The organism is Stenotrophomonas sp. TWI1149, assembly GCF_039673155.1.
Classification (GTDB): domain Bacteria; phylum Pseudomonadota; class Gammaproteobacteria; order Xanthomonadales; family Xanthomonadaceae; genus Stenotrophomonas; species Stenotrophomonas maltophilia_AA.
On sequence record NZ_JBDJLB010000014.1, the window covers coordinates 135750 to 152102 of the forward strand.

The following is a 16353-nucleotide window of genomic DNA, read 5'->3' on the forward strand; positions in this document are numbered from 1 at the left end:
GGGCGATGTGACTCAACTTACACGGCTGCCCCGGTGCCGGGGAAGGCCGCGGGGGCCAGCGCGCTGATGGTGCGGTCACGGCCCTCGGCCTTGGCCCGGTAAAGCGCCGCATCGGCCTCGCCGAGCAGGCGCGCCAGGTCGCCCGTGCCCTGGTCGATGGCCAGGCCGATGCTGGCCGTCACCCGTACCGGAAGACCGTCGATCCGGGCGGGCGACTCCCGCAGTGCCTCGCGCAGGCGATCGGCGCACTGGCGTGCCTGGTGCGGGTCTGCCCCGGGCAGCAGCAGGACGAACTCCTCACCGCCATAGCGGCCCAGCAGGTGCTCGCGATCGGCCACGCACGCGGCCAGGACGTCGGCGACGTGGCGCAGCACCGCATCGCCGGCCAGATGCCCCCAGCGGTCGTTGATCTGCTTGAAGTGATCCACGTCCAGCAGCAGCAGCGCCAGCGGCCTCGGCGGGCGGCGGCTGAGCTGCAGCAGCGTGGCACCGTCGGCGAGCACCGCGCCCCGGTTGAGCAGGCCGGTCAGCACGTCGGTGCGCGCCAGCCGCTGCAGGTCGACCAGCATGCGCTCCACCAGCAGCAGCACCAGCGCGAAGCACCGGGCCAGTTCCAGGATCAGCCCGACCAGATAGGTCGCGAACACCGGCGCCCCGGCGCGCAGGATGTCGTCGCCCGCATCGGGTGCCACCGGCAGGAATAGACGGACCAGGTACAGCACCGCCTGCGCGGCAAATACCGCGGCCGCCAGCCGGCAGCTGATGCGCTGCGCCGGCGGTGCATGCCGCAGCAGCAACCCCGCCATCCAGCCGTTGAGCAACACCGCGAACACGCTGAACACATCCAGCCGGATGACCAGGCTGGGATGGACGACGAGGAAGAACGCGATCGCCCCGAGGTAGGTGGCCGCCAATGCCAGGGGCTGCCATGCGGGCAGCCGACGGCCAAGATGGCGCGCCACGCCATACAGCATCAGGACCCCGGACAGCGCTACGGCAACGTTGCCGGCCAGGATGCCCGCCACCTGGGGCAGATGGGGCCGCAGCGCGACCAGGGTCAGGCTGACCGACAGCATCCACAGGCTGGACGTCCACAGCCGCAGGGCCGGTTGCCGCCGCAGCACCAGCAGCAGCAGCGAGAAGCCCATGGCGATGCCCAGGCACAGCAGGAAGCCGAGCACGGCAATGGTGGGGAAATCCAGGGGCATCGTGTCAGCCAGGCGGAAGCGGCGCGCGGCGCATCTTACCGCCGCCCGCACCCCGACGCCGCTGGCGGCCATGCCGGATGGCAGGGCCGCCAGGCACGGTTACTTGCTGCTGACGTACTTCTCGCGCCGCACCTGCGGCGTGGGCAGGCCGGCCGCTTTCAGCACCTCGAAGGTGGCATCGACCATGTCCGGGTTGCCGCACAGGTAGGCGATGTCGGTCGCCGGGTCCGGGGCGAATTCGGCCAGATGCTGCTGCACGTAGCCGTGGCGCACGTCCGGATGCGGGTTTTCCGGTAATTCGCGGGACAGGCACGGCACATAGCGGAAGCCCGGATGGGCAGCCGCGAAGGCGTAGAAGTCCTCGCTGTAGAGCAGTTCGGTCGGCGTGCGGGCGCCCTGCAGCAGGACCACCTCCACGCCGCGCCCGGCCATGGCGGTGGCCAGCAGCGGCAGCATGGAGCGGTACGGGGTGACACCGGTGCCGGTGGCGATCAGCAGGTAGCGGGCATTGTGGTCGCCCGGCTGCAGGCAGAACCGGCCGAACGGGCCGCTGGCGCTGACGTGGCCGCCGATGTCCAGGCCCTCGAACAGGGCCGTGGCGGCGCCGCCGGGGACGAAACTGACCGCGATATCGACCGCTTCGCCCGCGCCGAGGGCGTGGTTGTGAAGGGTCGCCAGCGAATAGCTGCGCTTGGTGGCGGTGCCATCGGCGTACTCGAAATGGACCTGGATGAACTGGCCGGGCTGGAAATCCAGCGGCTGGCCGTCATCACGCAGGAACTGGTAATGGCCGACGGTCGGCGCCAGCATGCGCCGGTCGACCAGTTTGAGGGGGAATTGGGCAGGCACGACTTTTCGGGACAGTGTGTAGCCGGGGCAAGCCCTCGGGGTCTTCTATAATAGCCCCTCCCCGCCCCTATCCAGCGCCAGCCCATAGGCGCGAAGGCAAGAGCTTGGCTTCCCAGAACACTCCCGCGCCCACCGCCGTGCCCGCCCTGCGGGTGCGTGACCTCCGCAAAACCTACGACAACGGCACCCAGGCGCTGAAGGGCGTCTCGCTGGACGTGGCCCCGGGCGACTTCTTCGCCCTGCTGGGCCCCAACGGCGCCGGCAAGTCGACCCTGATCGGCATCATCAGCTCGCTGGTGAACCTCAGCGAGGGCCAGGTCGAGGTCTTCGGCAGCGACCTGGTGCGCAACCGCAGCGCCACCATGCGCCTGATCGGCCTGGTCCCGCAGGAAATCAACTTCAACCTGTTCGAAAAGCCCTTCGACATCCTGGTCAACTACGCCGGCTTCTATGGCGTGGCCCGTGCCGAGGCCGAGAAGATGGCCGAAGAAGAGCTCAAGCGCGCCCACCTGTGGGAGAAGGCGCAGGTGATGAGCCGCACCCTGTCCGGCGGCATGAAGCGCCGGCTGATGATCGCCCGCGCGATGATGACCCGTCCGCGCCTGCTGATCCTGGACGAACCGACCGCCGGCGTGGACATCGAGATCCGCCGCGACATGTGGCGCGTGCTCAAGGAGATCAACGCCGCCGGCACCACGATCATCCTGACCACGCATTACCTGGAAGAAGCCGAGCACCTGTGCCGGAACCTGGCCATCATCAACCATGGCCAGATCGTCACCCAGGGCCCGATGCGCGAACTGCTGGCCAAGCTGGACGTGGAAGGCTTCCTGTTCGACATCGACGGCAGCCTGCCGGCCCAGCTGCCGGAGATCGAGGGCGCGATCCTGATCGCCACCGACAGCCACACGCTGGACGTGGACATGCCGCGCGCGATGGACCTCAACCGGGTGTTTGAAGCCTTGAACGCCGCGGGCATCCGCGTGCGTTCGATGCGCACCAAGAGCAACCGCCTGGAGGAGCTGTTCGTGCGCCTCACCGGCAACCAGGAGAACGTGGCATGAGCAGCACCCCGACCCCGGTCCTGACCGACGGCCAGCGCAACCGCATCGCCCTGATGACCATCGTGCGCCGCGAAGTGGCGCGCATCCTGCGCATCTGGGGCCAGACCCTGGTGCCGCCAGCGATCACCATGACCCTGTACTTCCTGATCTTCGGCGGCCTGATCGGCTCGCGCGTGGGCGAGATGGGCGGCTACAGCTACATGCAGTTCATCGTGCCGGGCCTGGTGATGATGAGCGTGATCCAGAACAGCTACGGCAACATCAGCTCCTCGTTCTTCGGCGCCAAGTTCGGCCGCCACGTCGAAGAGCTGCTGGTCAGCCCGATGCCGAACTGGGTGATCCTGTGGGGCTATGTGTCCGGTGCTGTGCTGCGCGGCCTGATGGTCGGCGTGATCGTGCTGATCATCGCCATGTTCTTCACCCCCGTGCGCATCCCGCATCCGCTGGTGACGCTGACCACGGTGCTGCTGGGCGCGACGATCTTCTCGCTGGCCGGGTTCATCAACGCGGTATACGCCAAGAAGTTCGATGACGTGGCGATCGTGCCGACCTTCATCCTGACCCCGCTGACCTACCTGGGCGGTGTGTTCTATTCGGTGAAGCTGCTGCCGACCTGGGCCGAAGCGGCCACGCACGCCAATCCGATCTTCTACATGGTCAACGCGTTCCGCTACGGCCTGCTGGGCACCAGCGACGTGCCGTTGTGGGTGGCGTATGCGCTGATGATCGGCTTCGTGGTGGCGCTCACCGCGCTGGCGCTGTGGCTGCTGAAGCGTGGCGTGGGGATGCGCAGCTGATGCGCATCCTGATCCTCGGCGCCGGCGGGACCGGCGGGTACTTCGGTGGTCGCCTGGCCCAGGCCGGCGTGGACGTCACCTTCCTCGTCCGCCCGGCGCGTGCGGCGCAGCTGGCGGGCGAAGGGCTGGTGATCCGCAGCCCGCTGGGCGATGCGACGTTCCCGGTCAAGCACGTCACCGCCGACGCGTTGCCCGCGCTGGCGACGGCCGAGCCGTTCGACCTGGTGATCCTGAGCTGCAAGGCCTACGACCTTGCCAGCTCCATCGAGGCGATCGCCCCCGCGGTCGGCCCGCGCACCACGGTGCTGCCGATCCTCAACGGGCTGCGGCATTACGCCGATCTCGACGCACGCTTCGGCCGCGACGCAGTGCTGGGCGGGCTGTGCTTCATCAGCGCGACCAAGGCCAGCGACGGCGCGGTGGTGCATCTGGCGCCGGCGGCCAAGCTGACCTTCGGCGAGCGCGACGGCACCGGCAGCAGCGCGCGCGTGCTGGCGCTGGCGGCGGCCTGCGTGCAGGCGGGCGTGGACCACGTCGCCACCGATGCGATCGGCCAGGAGCAGTGGATCAAGTACACCTTCCTGACCACGCTGGCGGCGGCGACCTGCCTGATGCGCGCCGATGTCGGCACGATCGTGGCGACCGATGACGGCGCGGCGATCGTGCGTGGCCTGTATGACGAGTGCGTGGCAGTGGCCGAGGCGGCCGGCGAGCCGATTCCGGGCAAGGCCCGCGAAATCGCGCTGGCCGCGACCACCCAGTCCGGCTCGGCGTTGAAAGCCTCGATGCTGCGCGATCTGGAGGCCGGCCAGCAGGTCGAGGCCGAGCACATCGTCGGCGACATGCTGGTACGGGCACGGGCGGCCGGCCAGGCCGCACCGCTGCTGGCCGTGGCCTATGCGCACCTGCAGGCCTACCAGCAGCAGCGCAAGGGCTGAGCGTGCCGACCGACACCGCACCGGCCCGCGTGCTGGTGCTGGGCCTGGGCTACAGCGGGCGGCACCTGGCCGCCCTGCTGCACGCACAGGGCATTGCCTGCAGCGGCACCGTGCGCGATCCCTCCACCGCACCGGACGATGGTGTGATCCGCCACCGGCTGGCCGAGGGATACCCCATCGATGCGGCGCTGGACGAGGCGATCCGCAGCGCCGATGCGATCCTGTGCAGCATTCCGCCCGATGCCGAGGGTGATCCTGCGCTACGCCTGCTCGGCGAAGCGCTGCAGGATGCGCCCGCGCTGCGCTGGCTGGGTTATTTCTCTTCGACCGCCGTCTACGCCGATCGTGAGGGCGGCTGGATCAACCTGCACGCGGCGGCCGATGCCACCGACGACACCGCACGGAAGCGCCTGCGTGCCGAAGGCCAGTGGCAGGCGTTCGCCCAGGCGCGCGGCATCGCCTCGGCGGTCTTCCGGCTCCCGGCGTTGTATGGGCGTGGGCGCAACGCGCTGGTGCAGTTGGCGCAGGGCACGGCGCGGCAGGTCGTGCGGCCGGGACAGGTGTTCAACCGTCTGCACGTCGAAGACTTGGCCACCGCAGCGCTGGCAGCGATGCATCGCTCGCAGGAAGACGCGCTGTATCTGCCGGCCGACGATGAACCCGCCCCGTCGCAGGACGTGCTGGCGTATGCGGCGGCACTGACTGGCCTGCCGCTGCCCGCCGCGCAGGCCTGGGATGACCCGTCCCTTCCTGCCTCGCTGCGGCGCTTCTACAGCAGCAACAAGCGCATCGACAGTCGCGGCACGCGCGAAGCACTGCAGTGGCAGCCGCGGTTCCCGACCTACCGCGAAGGGCTGTCCGATGCGTGGGCCCATGGAGACGGACGGTAGCCCACGACCGTTGGTCGTGGCTGCCGCGCACCGACACGCGTACCGACCAACGGTCGGTACCTACCGGGTCTGCGGGAACCGGAAGAACGCGCGCGTGGCCGCCGTCGCATTGGCTGCCGTGGCTTCCACGTCCTCGCCACGATCGCGCGCCAGTTCCTCGACGATGTGCGAGAGGAACATCGGCCCGTTGCGGCGGTCCTTGGGCAACGGCTTGAGCGTGCGCGGCAGCAGGTACGGGGCGTCCGTCTCGATCATCAGCCGGTTGGCCGGGATGTGCTTGACCAGCTCGCGCAGGTGCGCGCCGCGGCGTTCATCGCACAACCAGCCGGTGATGCCGATGTACCAGTCCTGGTCCAGGTAGTCGAACAGCTCCTGGCGCTCGCCGGTGAAACAGTGCACCACGGCCGGGCCGAGCCTGCCCTCGAAATTCTTCATCTGCGCCATGAAATCAGCATGCGCGTCGCGCTGGTGCAGGAACAGCGGCTTGCCGTTCTCGGCGGCCAGCTGCAGCTGGCGCTCGAAGGCACGGTGCTGCGCCGGGCGCGGCGCGAAATCACGGAAGTAGTCCAGCCCGCATTCGCCCACGGCGACCACCTCGGCATGCGCATGCAGCGCGCGCATCTCCGCATCGCATTCGTCGGTGTATTCCACCGCATGGTGCGGGTGCACGCCAGCCGTCGCGTACAGGAAGCCGGGATGCTGCCGGGCCAGATCCAGCGCCATCGGCGAATGCTCGCGGCTGGCGCCGGTGATCACCATCTGCACGACCCCGGCCTCGCGCGCACGCGCCAGCACGGCGTCGCGGTCGCGATCGAAGGAGTCGTGGGTGAGGTTGGCGCCGATATCGATCAGTTGCATGGGGGGCTACAGGACGGTGAACCTGCGCATTCTACCGTGCTGCCCGGCGATGCCCCGGCGCGCACGTCTCGCCGCCCTCGCCTGCGCCCCGTATCCTTGCCGCATGGCCACCCCGATGTTCCCGATTTCCGTGCTGCTGCCGCAGATCCTGACCACCCTCGGGAGCGGCACCCGACTGGTGCTGGAAGCGCCACCCGGCGCCGGCAAGACCACCCAGGTGCCGCTGGCCCTGCTGGATGCGCCGTGGCTGGAAGGCCGGAAAATCATCATGCTGGAGCCGCGCCGCGTCGCCGCGCGCAGTGCCGCGCAGTTCATGGCGCGGCAGCTCGGTGAGGGCGTCGGTGAGACCGTGGGTTACCGCATCCGCTTCGAGAACAAGATCTCCGCGCGGACCCGCATCGAAGTGGTGACCGAGGGCATCCTGACCCGGATGCTGCAGGACGACCCGCTGCTCGACGGCGTGGGCGCGCTGCTGTTCGATGAATTCCATGAGCGGCACCTGGCCGCCGATCTCGGTCTGGCGCTGGCGCTGGATGTGCAGTCGCAGCTGCGCGAGGACCTGCGCATCGTGGTGATGTCGGCCACGCTCGATGGCGAGCGACTGGCGCAGTTCCTCGATGCGCCGCGCCTGAGCAGCGAAGGCCGCAGCTTCCCGGTGACGATCGCGCATTTTCCCGCGCGCCGCGACGAGGCGCTGGAGCCGCAGGCGCGGCGTGCGGTGGAGCAGGCCCTGGCCGAGCATCCCGGCGACGTGCTGGTGTTCCTGCCCGGCCAGCGCGAGATCGCGCGCGTGCAGACGGCGCTGCAGACCGTGCTCGACCCGGCCGTCCAGGTGCTGCCGCTGCACGGCGAACTGCCGGTGGACCAGCAGTCGCAGGTGCTGCAGCCCGATCCCGGCGGTCGCCGCCGCGTGGTGCTGGCCACCAACGTCGCCGAATCCTCGGTGACCCTCCCCGGCGTGCGCGTGGTGATCGATGCGGGACTGGCGCGCGAGCCGCGCTACGACCCCAACAGCGGCTTTGCGCGCCTGGACGTGGTGAACATCGCGCAGGCCTCGGCCGATCAGCGTGCCGGGCGCGCTGGACGCGTGGCAGAGGGCTGGGCCTGGCGGTTGTGGCCGCAGTCGCAGCGGCTGGAGGCACAGCGACGGCCCGAGATCGCGCAGGTGGAGCTGGCCTCGCTGGCGCTGGAACTGGCTGCGTGGGGCAGTGACGACCTGCGCTTCGTCGATACACCGCCCGCCGGTGCCCTGGCCGCCGCGCGGGAGCTGCTGCAGCGCCTGGGCGCGCTCAGCGACAGCGGCACGCTGACCGCGCTGGGCCGGCGCATGCTGACCCTCGGCACGCATCCGCGGCTGGCGGCGATGCTGATGGCGGCAGGCAAGGGTGTCGAACAGGCACTCGCCTGCGATCTGGCCGCGCTGGTGGAAGCGCGCGATCCCCTGCGCCAGGGCGGTGACGCACTCGCGGCGCGGTGGCGTGCACTGGCCGCGTTCCGCCAGGGGCGCGCACCGCACGACGCGAACCGCGGTGGCCTGGCCACGATCGATGCCGCGAGCAGACAATGGCGGCGACGCCTGCGGTGTGATGCCGCGCCGCCGTCCTCGGTCGAAGCGCATCAACTCGGTGACCTGCTCGCCCATGCCTTCCCGGACCGCATCGCCGCCCGCCATCCCACCGATCCGCTGCGCTACCTGCTGGCCAACGGCCGCAGCGCGCGCCTGTTCGATCCCAGCGATCTGCGCGGCGAGCCGTGGCTGGTGGCGGTGGAACTGCGCTACGAAGCACGCGACGCGTTGCTGCTGCGCGCCGCGCCGGTGGATGAGAACCGCCTGCGCCGTGACTTCCCGGAGCGCTTCACGCAGGACGACGTGGTGCGTTGGGACGGTGAAAAGCGAGCGCTGGTCGCCCGCCGTGAGACCCGGTTCGATCGCATCGTGCTGGACAGCCGCTCGGCCGGCCGCGTGGACCCCGCCCACGCCGCGAAAGCCCTGACCGACGCCGTCGCCGAACTCGGCCTGGATGCCTTGCCGTGGACGGAGGGCCTGCGCCAATGGCAGGCGCGTGCGCTGGCCGTGCGCGCGTGGATGCCGGAACTGGATCTGCCGGACACCTCCGATGCGGCCCTGGTGGCGACGCTGCCGACGTGGCTGACGCCTGCGTTCAACGGCAAGACGCGCCTGGATGCCCTTGATGAATCCACCCTCGGTGAAGCGCTGAAGTCGCCACTGCCCTGGGCGCAACGCCAGCTGGTCGATCGCCACGCACCGGTCCGCATTGCCGTGCCTTCGGGCATGGAACGTCCGATCCATTACGCGCTCGACGCCGATGGCATCACGCCGCAGGCGCCGGTGCTGGCGGTGAAACTGCAGGAACTGTTCGGCCTGAGCGATACCCCGCGCATCGCCGACGGCCGCATTCCGCTGACGCTGCATCTGCTCTCCCCCGGCGGGCGCCCGCTGCAGGTCACCCAGGACCTGCGCAATTTCTGGGCGAACACCTATGCGGAAGTGAAGAAGGAAATGAAGGGGCGCTACCCGCGCCACCCGTGGCCGGACGACCCGTGGACGGCCAACGCGACCCACCGGGCGAAACCGCGCGGCACCTGAGCACGCCCCACCACCACCGTCACCGGATACGCGCATTCATGGCTGGCGCCTGACCGTGCCGCGTCCAAGGCCGCCTCCACCGGTGGGGAGCGGCTACAGTCGTGATGCGGCCGTAGCAGGCGGATGACGCCCCGTACACGGCCCACGCGACACACTGGAACAGAACCTCAGGCAAGGACCCCCCATGAGCAGATTGACTGTGATTACCGACCGCGCCCTCGAGCGCGCCCTGGACATCGCCAGCACCGCTGGTGACGGCCTCAAGCATGCTGGCAGCAACCTGCGCCACTTCGGCCCGCAGGCCACCGACTGGATCAAGACCGGCGCCGCACTCGGCGCGGTCAAGACCGGCAGCAAAGTGGCTGCCAAGGTGGTGCGCCGCAATCCGGCCGTGACCATCGCAGCCGCGGCCGTCGGCGTGGGCCTGCTGGGCTACGCGCTGTACCGCAAGCAGCAGAAGAAGAAGCTTGCCAACGGTGGCGTGGTGAACGGCCAGGCGCAGCGCATCAGCGCCCGCAACCGCCGCAACGATACCGTGGTGGATGAGACCAGCGATATCGGCAGCGACGCCTGATCCGCTGACGCATCACCGCATGCGTATCGAAACCGCCGGTCTCCACCGGCGGTTTTTTAGTGTCCGATCTCCCGCCACTGCCCGGGTTGCAGGTCGCCGATCGCATGCTCGCCCATCGAGACACGTACCAGCCGCAGCGTCGGCAGTCCGACCGCGGCGGTCATGCGGCGTACCTGCCGGTTGCGGCCCTCGCGCAGGGTGATGGCCAGCCAGGCATCGGGCACCGTCTTGCGGAAGCGGACCGGCGGCGTGCGCGGCCACAGCGCGGGCGGCGGTTCCAACCGTTCGACACCCGCCGGCAAGGTAGGCCCATCGTTGAGCAGCACGCCACGGCGCAGCGCCTGCACCTGTTCATCGGTCACCGTGCCTTCCACCTGCACCCAATAGGTCTTGTCGGCCTTGTGGCGCGGATCGGTCAACTGGTGCGCCAGGCCGCCATCATCGGTGAGCAGCAGCAGGCCTTCACTGTCGTAGTCCAGCCGACCGGCCGCATACACCGCCGGCGGCAACCCGAAGCCGGCCAGGGTCGCGCGCGGCGGCTGGCTGCGGTCGGTGAACTGGCACAGCACGTTGAACGGTTTGTTGAAGGCGATCAGCATCGAGGCAACAGCGGCGGTGGGATGGCCCATTGTCCCATCCCCGTGGCGCCGCCGCGATCCGCGCGATCGTCAGCCGATGACGTTCATCTTGAGCATCGCGCGGGCCGCAGCCCGCGCGCCGTGTCTCACGCGCGGGTTTCTTACTTGCCCGGCTTCACGAAGCGCAGCGTCATGCGGTCGCTTTCGCCGATCGCCTGGTATTTGGCCTCGTCGGCCGCGTCATGCTGGTTGGTCGGCGGCAGCGTCCACACACCGTTCGGGTAATCCTTGGTGTCGCGCGGATTGGTATTGATCTCGCTGCTGCCGGCCAGTTCGAAACCGGCAGCCTTGGCCATCGCGATCACCTGCTGCTGGCCCACATAACCGGTCTTGTCGTCGGCCGGCACGTCGGCCTTGGCACGGTGTTCCACCACGCCGAGCACGCCGCCCGGCTTGAGCACCGAGAAGAAGCCTTTGAACATGCCCTCGGCCTGGCCGCTGCTGCGCCAGTTGTGCACGTTGCGGAAGGTCAGCACCACATCGGCCGAGTTGGCCGGGCCGAACACCGGGGCCTTCGGGTCATAGGCGACTACGCGGCTCTTGCCGAACACCGCGGCGTCACCGGCGAACTTCTTTTCAAGTCCCTCTCGGCTGCGCTGCTGGTAATCGCGGCCACGCCCTTCCGCCACGGCCATCGGATCGACCACGGCGGCCACGTACTGGCCCTTCTCGTGCAGCAGCGGCGCCAGGATCTCCGAGTACCAACCGTTGCCCGGGGTGATCTCGATGACGGTCTGGCCCGGCGCAACGCCGAAGAACGACAGGGTCTGTGCCGGATGGCGGTACGCATCGCGCTTGACGTTGGCCGAATCGCGGCGGCTGTCCTGCACGGCCTTCTGCACGGCCGGGGTGATCGCGACCTGCGCGTTCGGGCCGGCGGGCTTGATGGCCATCGCGGGCGCGGCAAGCATCAGGGTGGAGACAGTGAACAGGCAGGCACAGGTCAACGAACGGGCTTTCATCGGCGGGGCTTCCGGTAGCGGGATGCGGCGAGACTAGCAGCCAAGCGTGCACAGGTGTTCACAAAACGTTAGTGCGGCGCAGCAATCCGGAACACTGTTTTGTGCCTGCTGCCGCAACGCTGTCACCACGCCGGCCGTATCCTGTGGAAACGATTCCCAGGGAGAACATCACCCATGACTGCTACGCGCGAACTCGGTCGTTCCGGCCTCCATGTCGCCCCCATCGCCTTCGGCGGCAATGTCTTCGGCTGGAGTGCGGACGAGAAGACCTCCTTCGCCCTGCTCGATGCGTTCGTCGATGCCGGCTTCAACCTGGTCGATACCGCCGATGCGTATTCGGCGTGGGTGCCCGGCAACCAGGGCGGTGAATCGGAGACCATCCTGGGCCGCTGGTTCAAGCACAGTGGCAAGCGTGACAAGGTGGTGCTGGCGACCAAGGTGGCCAAGTGGGCCGAGCGCCCCGGCCTGTCCGCCGACAACATCACCGCCGCGGTGGAAGACTCCCTGCGCCGCCTGCAGACCGATGTCATCGATCTGTACCAGGCGCACGAAGATGACGAATCCACCCCGCTGGAAACCACGCTGGCCGCCTTCGGCCGCCTGATCGAACAGGGCAAGGTGCGTGCGATCGGCGCCTCCAATTACACCGCCGAGCGCCTGCGCGACGCCTTGAAGGTCTCCGCGGACTACAAACTGCCGCGCTATGAAACGCTGCAGCCGGAGTACAACCTGTACGACCGCGCCGGTTACGAGGCCGGGCTGGAAGCGGTGGTGCGCGAGGCGCAACTGGGCGTTATCAGCTATTACTCACTGGCCAGCGGCTTCCTCAGTGGCAAGTACCGCAGCGCCGCCGATGCGGCCAAGAGCAGCGCGCGCGGCCAGAAGGTGGTGGACACGTACGTCAATCCGCGTGGGCTGCGCATCCTGACGGCGCTGGACGACGTAGCCAGCACGCATGGCGTGAGCCCGTCGCAGATCGCGATCGGCTGGTTGATCGCACGCCCGGGCATCACCGCACCGATCGTGAGTGCGACCAGTGTCGAGCAGTTGAAGGATGTGCTGGCCGCCGCGAACGTCGCGCTGTCGGCGCAGGAGGTACAGCAGCTGGATGCGGCGAGCGCCGAACAGGCCTGAACCCGACGTTCTCTGTTACGGACAGCCGCCGCAGGGCGGCTGTTTCTGTTTCCGGCCGGGCCGGGCGCCCTCGCCTCAGCGACTGGCGCGGCTGTCCTCGGCGACCAGCGCGTGGTGCAGGCTCACGCCGGCACGTACACCTTCGGCACTGGCCAGGCTGATGTTGCCGACCAGGGTTGCATCACCCGCCGCGTAGATGCCGGGCACGCTGGTCTGCTTGCCGGCGTCGACCTGCACCAGCACGCCGATCGGACTCTCTTCCAGCGCGCAGCCGAGCTGTTCGACCAGCGGTGCCGCCATGTGCTGCCGCGCGGTGACGAACAGCGCGCGCAGTTCGACCCGGCGCCCATCCGCGAGCACGGCGGCGCTCAGGGCCGGCGCCTCGCCTTCCAACCCGACCACGGCGGCGTGTTCGATGCTGACACCGCGGTGCTGCAGGGCCGCGAGTTCCTCCGGGGCCAGGGTCATGCCCTGCGCGAACAGGGTGACCTCGCCCCAGTCGGCGAGCAGCGCGGCCATCGTGGCCGACTTCTCGTGTCCACCCAGCAGACCGATCGCCCCGCCGCCGATTTCATAGCCATGGCAGTACGGGCAGTGCACCACGCTGTGGCCCCAGCGTTCGGCCAGGCCGGGCAGGTCAGGCAGTTCGTCGCGGATGCCGGTCGCCAGCAGCAGCTTGCGCGTGGCCCAGGTGTCGCCGTTTTCGGTACCCACCACGAAGCCATCGACCGTCGGTTGCGCGTGGGTCGCGGTGTCGCTGATCCAGCGCACGGTGGGATAGTCGAGCAGCTGCGCCTTCGCGTTGCGCAGCAGCTCGGCGCCGGCGATGCCGTCCTGGCCGAGCACCCCGTGCGAATGCGCGGCGAATCGGTTGCGCGGCAGGCCGCTGTCGATCACCAGCACGTCGCGGCGCGCCCGCGCCAGGATCAGGGCGGCGGACAGGCCGGCGAAACTGCCGCCGACGACAATCGCATCAAACGTCATGGGGAACTCCTGCAGCGTGGTGGGCCAGGTGGCGGGCGAACTCGTCGCCCAGCGTGGCCAGGGTGGTGTCGCGCAGGCGGGCCTCGAGCAGGGCCTGGGCCTGGCGGTAACTGTCGTCGAGCGCTTCGTTGACCACGCGCTGCACCGGGCAGCCGCGGCCGGTCTCGCGCGCACCGGTGTGCAGAAGCGCGGGCGCACCGATGGCGAGATAGACGTCGTGCAGGGTGATCTCGGCCGGCGGCCGGGCCAGTTGGCTGCCGCCACCGTGGCCACGCACGGTGGTCACCAGGCCGCCCTTGTGCAGGGCCGACAACAGGCGCCGGATCACCACCGGATGGGTCGGCAGGCAGGTGGCGAGCTGTTCGGAGGTGCGCGGGCCGTCCTGGCCGACCAGATGGGCCATGACGTGGAGCGCGTCGGAGAACTGGTTGCTGGATTTCATGTAACAACGATAGTTACATATTAGTTGCCTGTCCAGTCCTGTTTCGTTCCATGTGTGACCAAAATTCATCTACACGCCATCGTCACAACATTTAATGGAACGGTAACCGTGATTGGCGTCGCACTTCAGCCTGTTCCTTACAGACCGATACCGCATCGCCCTTCCCTACTTTTGATCTCTCATGACGTCCTCCGCATCGGCGCGTCCACGCGCCCTGAGTCTTCAATTCAAACTGCTGGGCGCGCTGTCGCTCGGCCTGGTCATCATCGTACTGGCCGCCTTGGCGGGGCTGGGTTCTGCCTGGCGCAACCTCTCGGCCGAGGTGCCGGTCGAGGTCGCCCGGCAGGCACAGGCCGAGCTGCTGCAGCGCGAGTTCCGCCTGCAGGTGCAGGAGTGGAAGAACGTGCTGATCCGCGGTGCGGACGCTGCACAGCGCGAACGCCACCTGGCGGCATTCGATGCGGAAGGACGCCGCATCGAAGCGTTGGCCGGCACGCTCGCCACCAGCCGCGATGAACAGACGCGCACGCTGGCCCACCAGTTCTTGGCCGAGCACCGTGCGCTGGAGGCCCGCTACCGTGGCGCGCTGGAGGCGTTCGCGGCCAGTGGCTATGACGCGCAGGCCGGCGACGCGCTGGTGCTCGGAGCCGACCGTGCCGTGGGCACCACGCTGGATGCGCTGGCCGCGCGCGCCAGCGAACGTGCCGCGTTCGAAACCCATGCCACCTCCGAGCGCGCGCGCGCTGCGCTGGTGGCATCGGCGGTCACCACGGCGCTGGCCGCCGTGGTGCTGATGGCGATGCTGGCGGTGTGGCTGCGACGCGCCGTGATCGCCCCGGTGGTCGCCGTGGAAGCCGCCGCCCGTGCCGTCGCCCGTGGCGATCTGGAGCATGCGGTGGTGGTGCGCAGCCGCGATGAGATCGGCCGCCTTGGCACGGCCATGGCCGAGGTCACCCAGACCCTCAAGGCCGTGCTGGCTGCACAGGCGACGATGGCGCAGCGCCACGATGCGGGCGAGATCAGTTACCGCATGGATGCGTCCGTGTTTCCCGGCGGCTATGGCCAGATGGTGCGCGACACCAACACCCTGGTCGCCAACCACATCCAGGTGAAGCTGCGGGCGATCGAGATCATGGGCCATTACGCGGTTGGTGACCTGTCGGTGGACATGGAACGCCTGCCCGGCGAGAAGGCGGTGATCACCCAGGCGCTGGATACGGCCAAGGCCAACCTCGGTGCGATCAATGCCGAGATCAAGCGGCTGGCCGCAGCGGCCGCCGTGGGCGATTTCAGCCAGCGGGGCGATGAAGCGCGCTACCAGCACGACTTCGGCGAGATGGTCGGCGGCCTCAACCGCCTGATGCAGACCACCGAGCAGGATCTGGGCGAGGTCTCGCGCGTGCTGCAGGCGATCGCCGGCGGTGATCTCAGCGCGCGCATGCACGGTGATTTCCACGGCGTGTTCGCGCGCATGCGCGATGACATGGCGCGCACCACCGGCCAGCTGACCACGATCGTCGGCGACATCAAGCAGGCCGCGCAGTCGATCCAGACCGCGGCCGGCGAGATCGCCGCGGGCAACAGTGACCTGTCGCGCCGTACCGAGCAGCAGGCAGCCAATCTGGAAGAGACCGCCGCTTCGATGGAAGAGCTGACCTCCACCGTGCGCCAGAACGCCGAGCACGCGCGACAGGCCAACCAGCTCTCGATCAGCGCCGCGTCCGTCGCTTCGCAGGGCGGTGCGGTGGTCGGCCAGGTGGTCACCACCATGAGCGCCATCCAGTCCTCATCGCGCCAGATCGCCGAGATCATCAGCGTCATCGACGGCATCGCGTTCCAGACCAACATCCTCGCGCTCAACGCCGCCGTGGAAGCGGCGCGCGCCGGTGAGCAGGGCCGTGGTTTCGCGGTGGTCGCCAGCGAAGTGCGTACCCTCGCGCAGCGCTCGGCCGGTGCCGCCAAGGAGATCAAGGCCCTGATCGATCAGTCCGTGGCCGATGTCGACAGTGGCGCGGCATTGGTCCAGCAGGCCGGGCAGACCATGGGCGAGATCGTCGGCAGCGTGCAGCGCGTCACCGACATCATGGCCGACATCGCCGCCGCGTCGCAGGAGCAGTCGGCCGGCATCGAGCAGGTCAACCAGACCGTCGTGCAGATGGACGAAACCACGCAGCAGAACGCCGCGCTGGTCGAGGAAGCCTCGGCGGCGGCACGCAGCATGGAAGAGCAGGCCGTCGCCTTGAATGCGGCGGTGGATGTGTTCGTGCTGGATGCGGGACGCGGTGCGGTGGGCGGATTGGCCCGCGCCGCGTGATGCAGCCGTAGTGCCGGCCGCTGGCCCCCCCCCCCCATACCCACGCCAAACGCCAAAAACCGCCCCCCGCCCCCACCACCCCCCCGAGCGGGG

At 69.0% G+C, this 16353-nt stretch carries 15 protein-coding genes; 8 read left to right on the plus strand and 7 right to left on the minus strand.

All coding sequences use genetic code 11. The features are described from left to right. Positions 1-17: 17 nt before the first annotated feature. The gene (locus tag ABE424_RS16170) at positions 18-1208 is read right to left on the minus strand and encodes a GGDEF domain-containing protein (protein WP_346490549.1); all 1191 of its coding nucleotides are present in this window, start codon (positions 1206-1208) and stop codon (positions 18-20) included. Between the two features lie 99 nt (positions 1209-1307). Beyond that, complete coding sequence (locus ABE424_RS16175; RefSeq protein WP_346490548.1) at positions 1308-2057, minus strand: ferredoxin--NADP reductase; 750 nt, start codon at positions 2055-2057, stop codon at positions 1308-1310. Between the two features lie 104 nt (positions 2058-2161). Here ABE424_RS16175 and ABE424_RS16180 point away from each other — a divergent pair, with 104 nt between their 5' ends. From ABE424_RS16180 to ABE424_RS16195, 4 genes are read left to right on the plus strand one after another with little or no spacing between them, the layout of a single operon-like run. Further along, positions 2162-3121 (plus strand): ABC transporter ATP-binding protein, encoded by a 960-nt coding sequence (locus ABE424_RS16180; RefSeq protein ID WP_176987856.1) that lies wholly within the window; start codon positions 2162-2164, stop codon positions 3119-3121. Next, entirely contained in the window at positions 3118-3918 is an 801-nt protein-coding gene (locus ABE424_RS16185; RefSeq protein WP_019185458.1) for an ABC transporter permease, read from the plus strand. Before ABE424_RS16180 ends, ABE424_RS16185 begins: the two co-directional genes overlap by 4 nt. Further along, positions 3918-4856, plus strand: a complete 939-nt coding sequence (gene panE, locus ABE424_RS16190) for a 2-dehydropantoate 2-reductase (RefSeq protein WP_346488594.1) — start codon at positions 3918-3920, stop codon at positions 4854-4856. Before ABE424_RS16185 ends, panE begins: the two co-directional genes overlap by 1 nt. A 2-nt stretch (positions 4857-4858) precedes the next feature. Then, on the plus strand, positions 4859-5746 hold the full coding sequence (locus ABE424_RS16195; protein WP_346490547.1) for an epimerase: 888 nt from the start codon (positions 4859-4861) through the stop codon (positions 5744-5746). Positions 5747-5806: 60 nt separating this feature from the next. Here ABE424_RS16195 and ABE424_RS16200 read toward each other — a convergent pair whose 3' ends face one another. Further along, the gene (locus ABE424_RS16200) at positions 5807-6604 is read right to left on the minus strand and encodes a TatD family hydrolase (RefSeq protein ID WP_346490546.1); all 798 of its coding nucleotides are present in this window, start codon (positions 6602-6604) and stop codon (positions 5807-5809) included. 103 nt (positions 6605-6707) lie between these two features. Here ABE424_RS16200 and hrpB point away from each other — a divergent pair, with 103 nt between their 5' ends. Beyond that, a complete protein-coding gene (gene hrpB, locus ABE424_RS16205; protein WP_346490545.1) occupies positions 6708-9212 on the plus strand; it encodes an ATP-dependent helicase HrpB in 2505 nt (834 codons plus the stop codon). Between the two features lie 184 nt (positions 9213-9396). Beyond that, on the plus strand, positions 9397-9786 hold the full coding sequence (locus tag ABE424_RS16210) for a hypothetical protein (protein ID WP_019185464.1): 390 nt from the start codon (positions 9397-9399) through the stop codon (positions 9784-9786). A gap of 56 nt (positions 9787-9842) precedes the next feature. Here the strand turns inward: ABE424_RS16210 and ABE424_RS16215 are convergent, their stop codons facing one another. Together ABE424_RS16215 and ABE424_RS16220 are read right to left on the minus strand one after the other, a co-directional pair. After that, on the minus strand, positions 9843-10385 hold the full coding sequence (locus ABE424_RS16215) for a pseudouridine synthase (RefSeq protein WP_319207598.1): 543 nt from the start codon (positions 10383-10385) through the stop codon (positions 9843-9845). A gap of 140 nt (positions 10386-10525) precedes the next feature. Further along, a complete protein-coding gene (locus ABE424_RS16220; RefSeq protein WP_346490753.1) occupies positions 10526-11335 on the minus strand; it encodes a methyltransferase in 810 nt (269 codons plus the stop codon). 225 nt (positions 11336-11560) lie between these two features. Between ABE424_RS16220 and ABE424_RS16225 the strand changes: the two genes are divergently transcribed. Further along, a complete protein-coding gene (locus ABE424_RS16225) occupies positions 11561-12520 on the plus strand; it encodes an aldo/keto reductase (RefSeq protein WP_346490544.1) in 960 nt (319 codons plus the stop codon). A gap of 75 nt (positions 12521-12595) precedes the next feature. Here ABE424_RS16225 and ABE424_RS16230 read toward each other — a convergent pair whose 3' ends face one another. Both ABE424_RS16230 and ABE424_RS16235 read right to left on the minus strand, forming a co-directional pair. After that, positions 12596-13504: an NAD(P)/FAD-dependent oxidoreductase gene (locus ABE424_RS16230; protein WP_346490543.1), complete on the minus strand. Its 909-nt coding sequence runs from the start codon at positions 13502-13504 to the stop codon at positions 12596-12598. Next, the gene (locus ABE424_RS16235) at positions 13494-13946 is read right to left on the minus strand and encodes an Rrf2 family transcriptional regulator (protein ID WP_319207483.1); all 453 of its coding nucleotides are present in this window, start codon (positions 13944-13946) and stop codon (positions 13494-13496) included. Before ABE424_RS16235 ends, ABE424_RS16230 begins: the two co-directional genes overlap by 11 nt. Before the next feature lie 181 nt (positions 13947-14127). Here ABE424_RS16235 and ABE424_RS16240 point away from each other — a divergent pair, with 181 nt between their 5' ends. After that, positions 14128-16260 (plus strand): methyl-accepting chemotaxis protein, encoded by a 2133-nt coding sequence (locus tag ABE424_RS16240; protein WP_346490542.1) that lies wholly within the window; start codon positions 14128-14130, stop codon positions 16258-16260. The last annotated feature ends 93 nt before the right edge of the window (positions 16261-16353 follow it).

Coding starts and splice junctions, on each gene's coding strand:
- ABE424_RS16170 (WP_346490549.1), bottom strand. CDS start 1,208: ATGCCCCTGGATTTCCCCACCATTGCCGTGCTCGGCTTCCTGCTGTGC.
- ABE424_RS16185 (WP_019185458.1), top strand. CDS start 3,118: ATGAGCAGCACCCCGACCCCGGTCCTGACCGACGGCCAGCGCAACCGC.
- panE (WP_346488594.1), top strand. CDS start 3,918: ATGCGCATCCTGATCCTCGGCGCCGGCGGGACCGGCGGGTACTTCGGT.
- ABE424_RS16200 (WP_346490546.1), bottom strand. CDS start 6,604: ATGCAACTGATCGATATCGGCGCCAACCTCACCCACGACTCCTTCGAT.
- hrpB (WP_346490545.1), top strand. CDS start 6,708: ATGGCCACCCCGATGTTCCCGATTTCCGTGCTGCTGCCGCAGATCCTG.
- ABE424_RS16210 (WP_019185464.1), top strand. CDS start 9,397: ATGAGCAGATTGACTGTGATTACCGACCGCGCCCTCGAGCGCGCCCTG.
- ABE424_RS16215 (WP_319207598.1), bottom strand. CDS start 10,385: ATGCTGATCGCCTTCAACAAACCGTTCAACGTGCTGTGCCAGTTCACC.
- ABE424_RS16220 (WP_346490753.1), bottom strand. CDS start 11,335: ATGCTTGCCGCGCCCGCGATGGCCATCAAGCCCGCCGGCCCGAACGCG.
- ABE424_RS16225 (WP_346490544.1), top strand. CDS start 11,561: ATGACTGCTACGCGCGAACTCGGTCGTTCCGGCCTCCATGTCGCCCCC.
- ABE424_RS16230 (WP_346490543.1), bottom strand. CDS start 13,504: ATGACGTTTGATGCGATTGTCGTCGGCGGCAGTTTCGCCGGCCTGTCC.
- ABE424_RS16235 (WP_319207483.1), bottom strand. CDS start 13,946: ATGAAATCCAGCAACCAGTTCTCCGACGCGCTCCACGTCATGGCCCAT.
- ABE424_RS16240 (WP_346490542.1), top strand. CDS start 14,128: ATGACGTCCTCCGCATCGGCGCGTCCACGCGCCCTGAGTCTTCAATTC.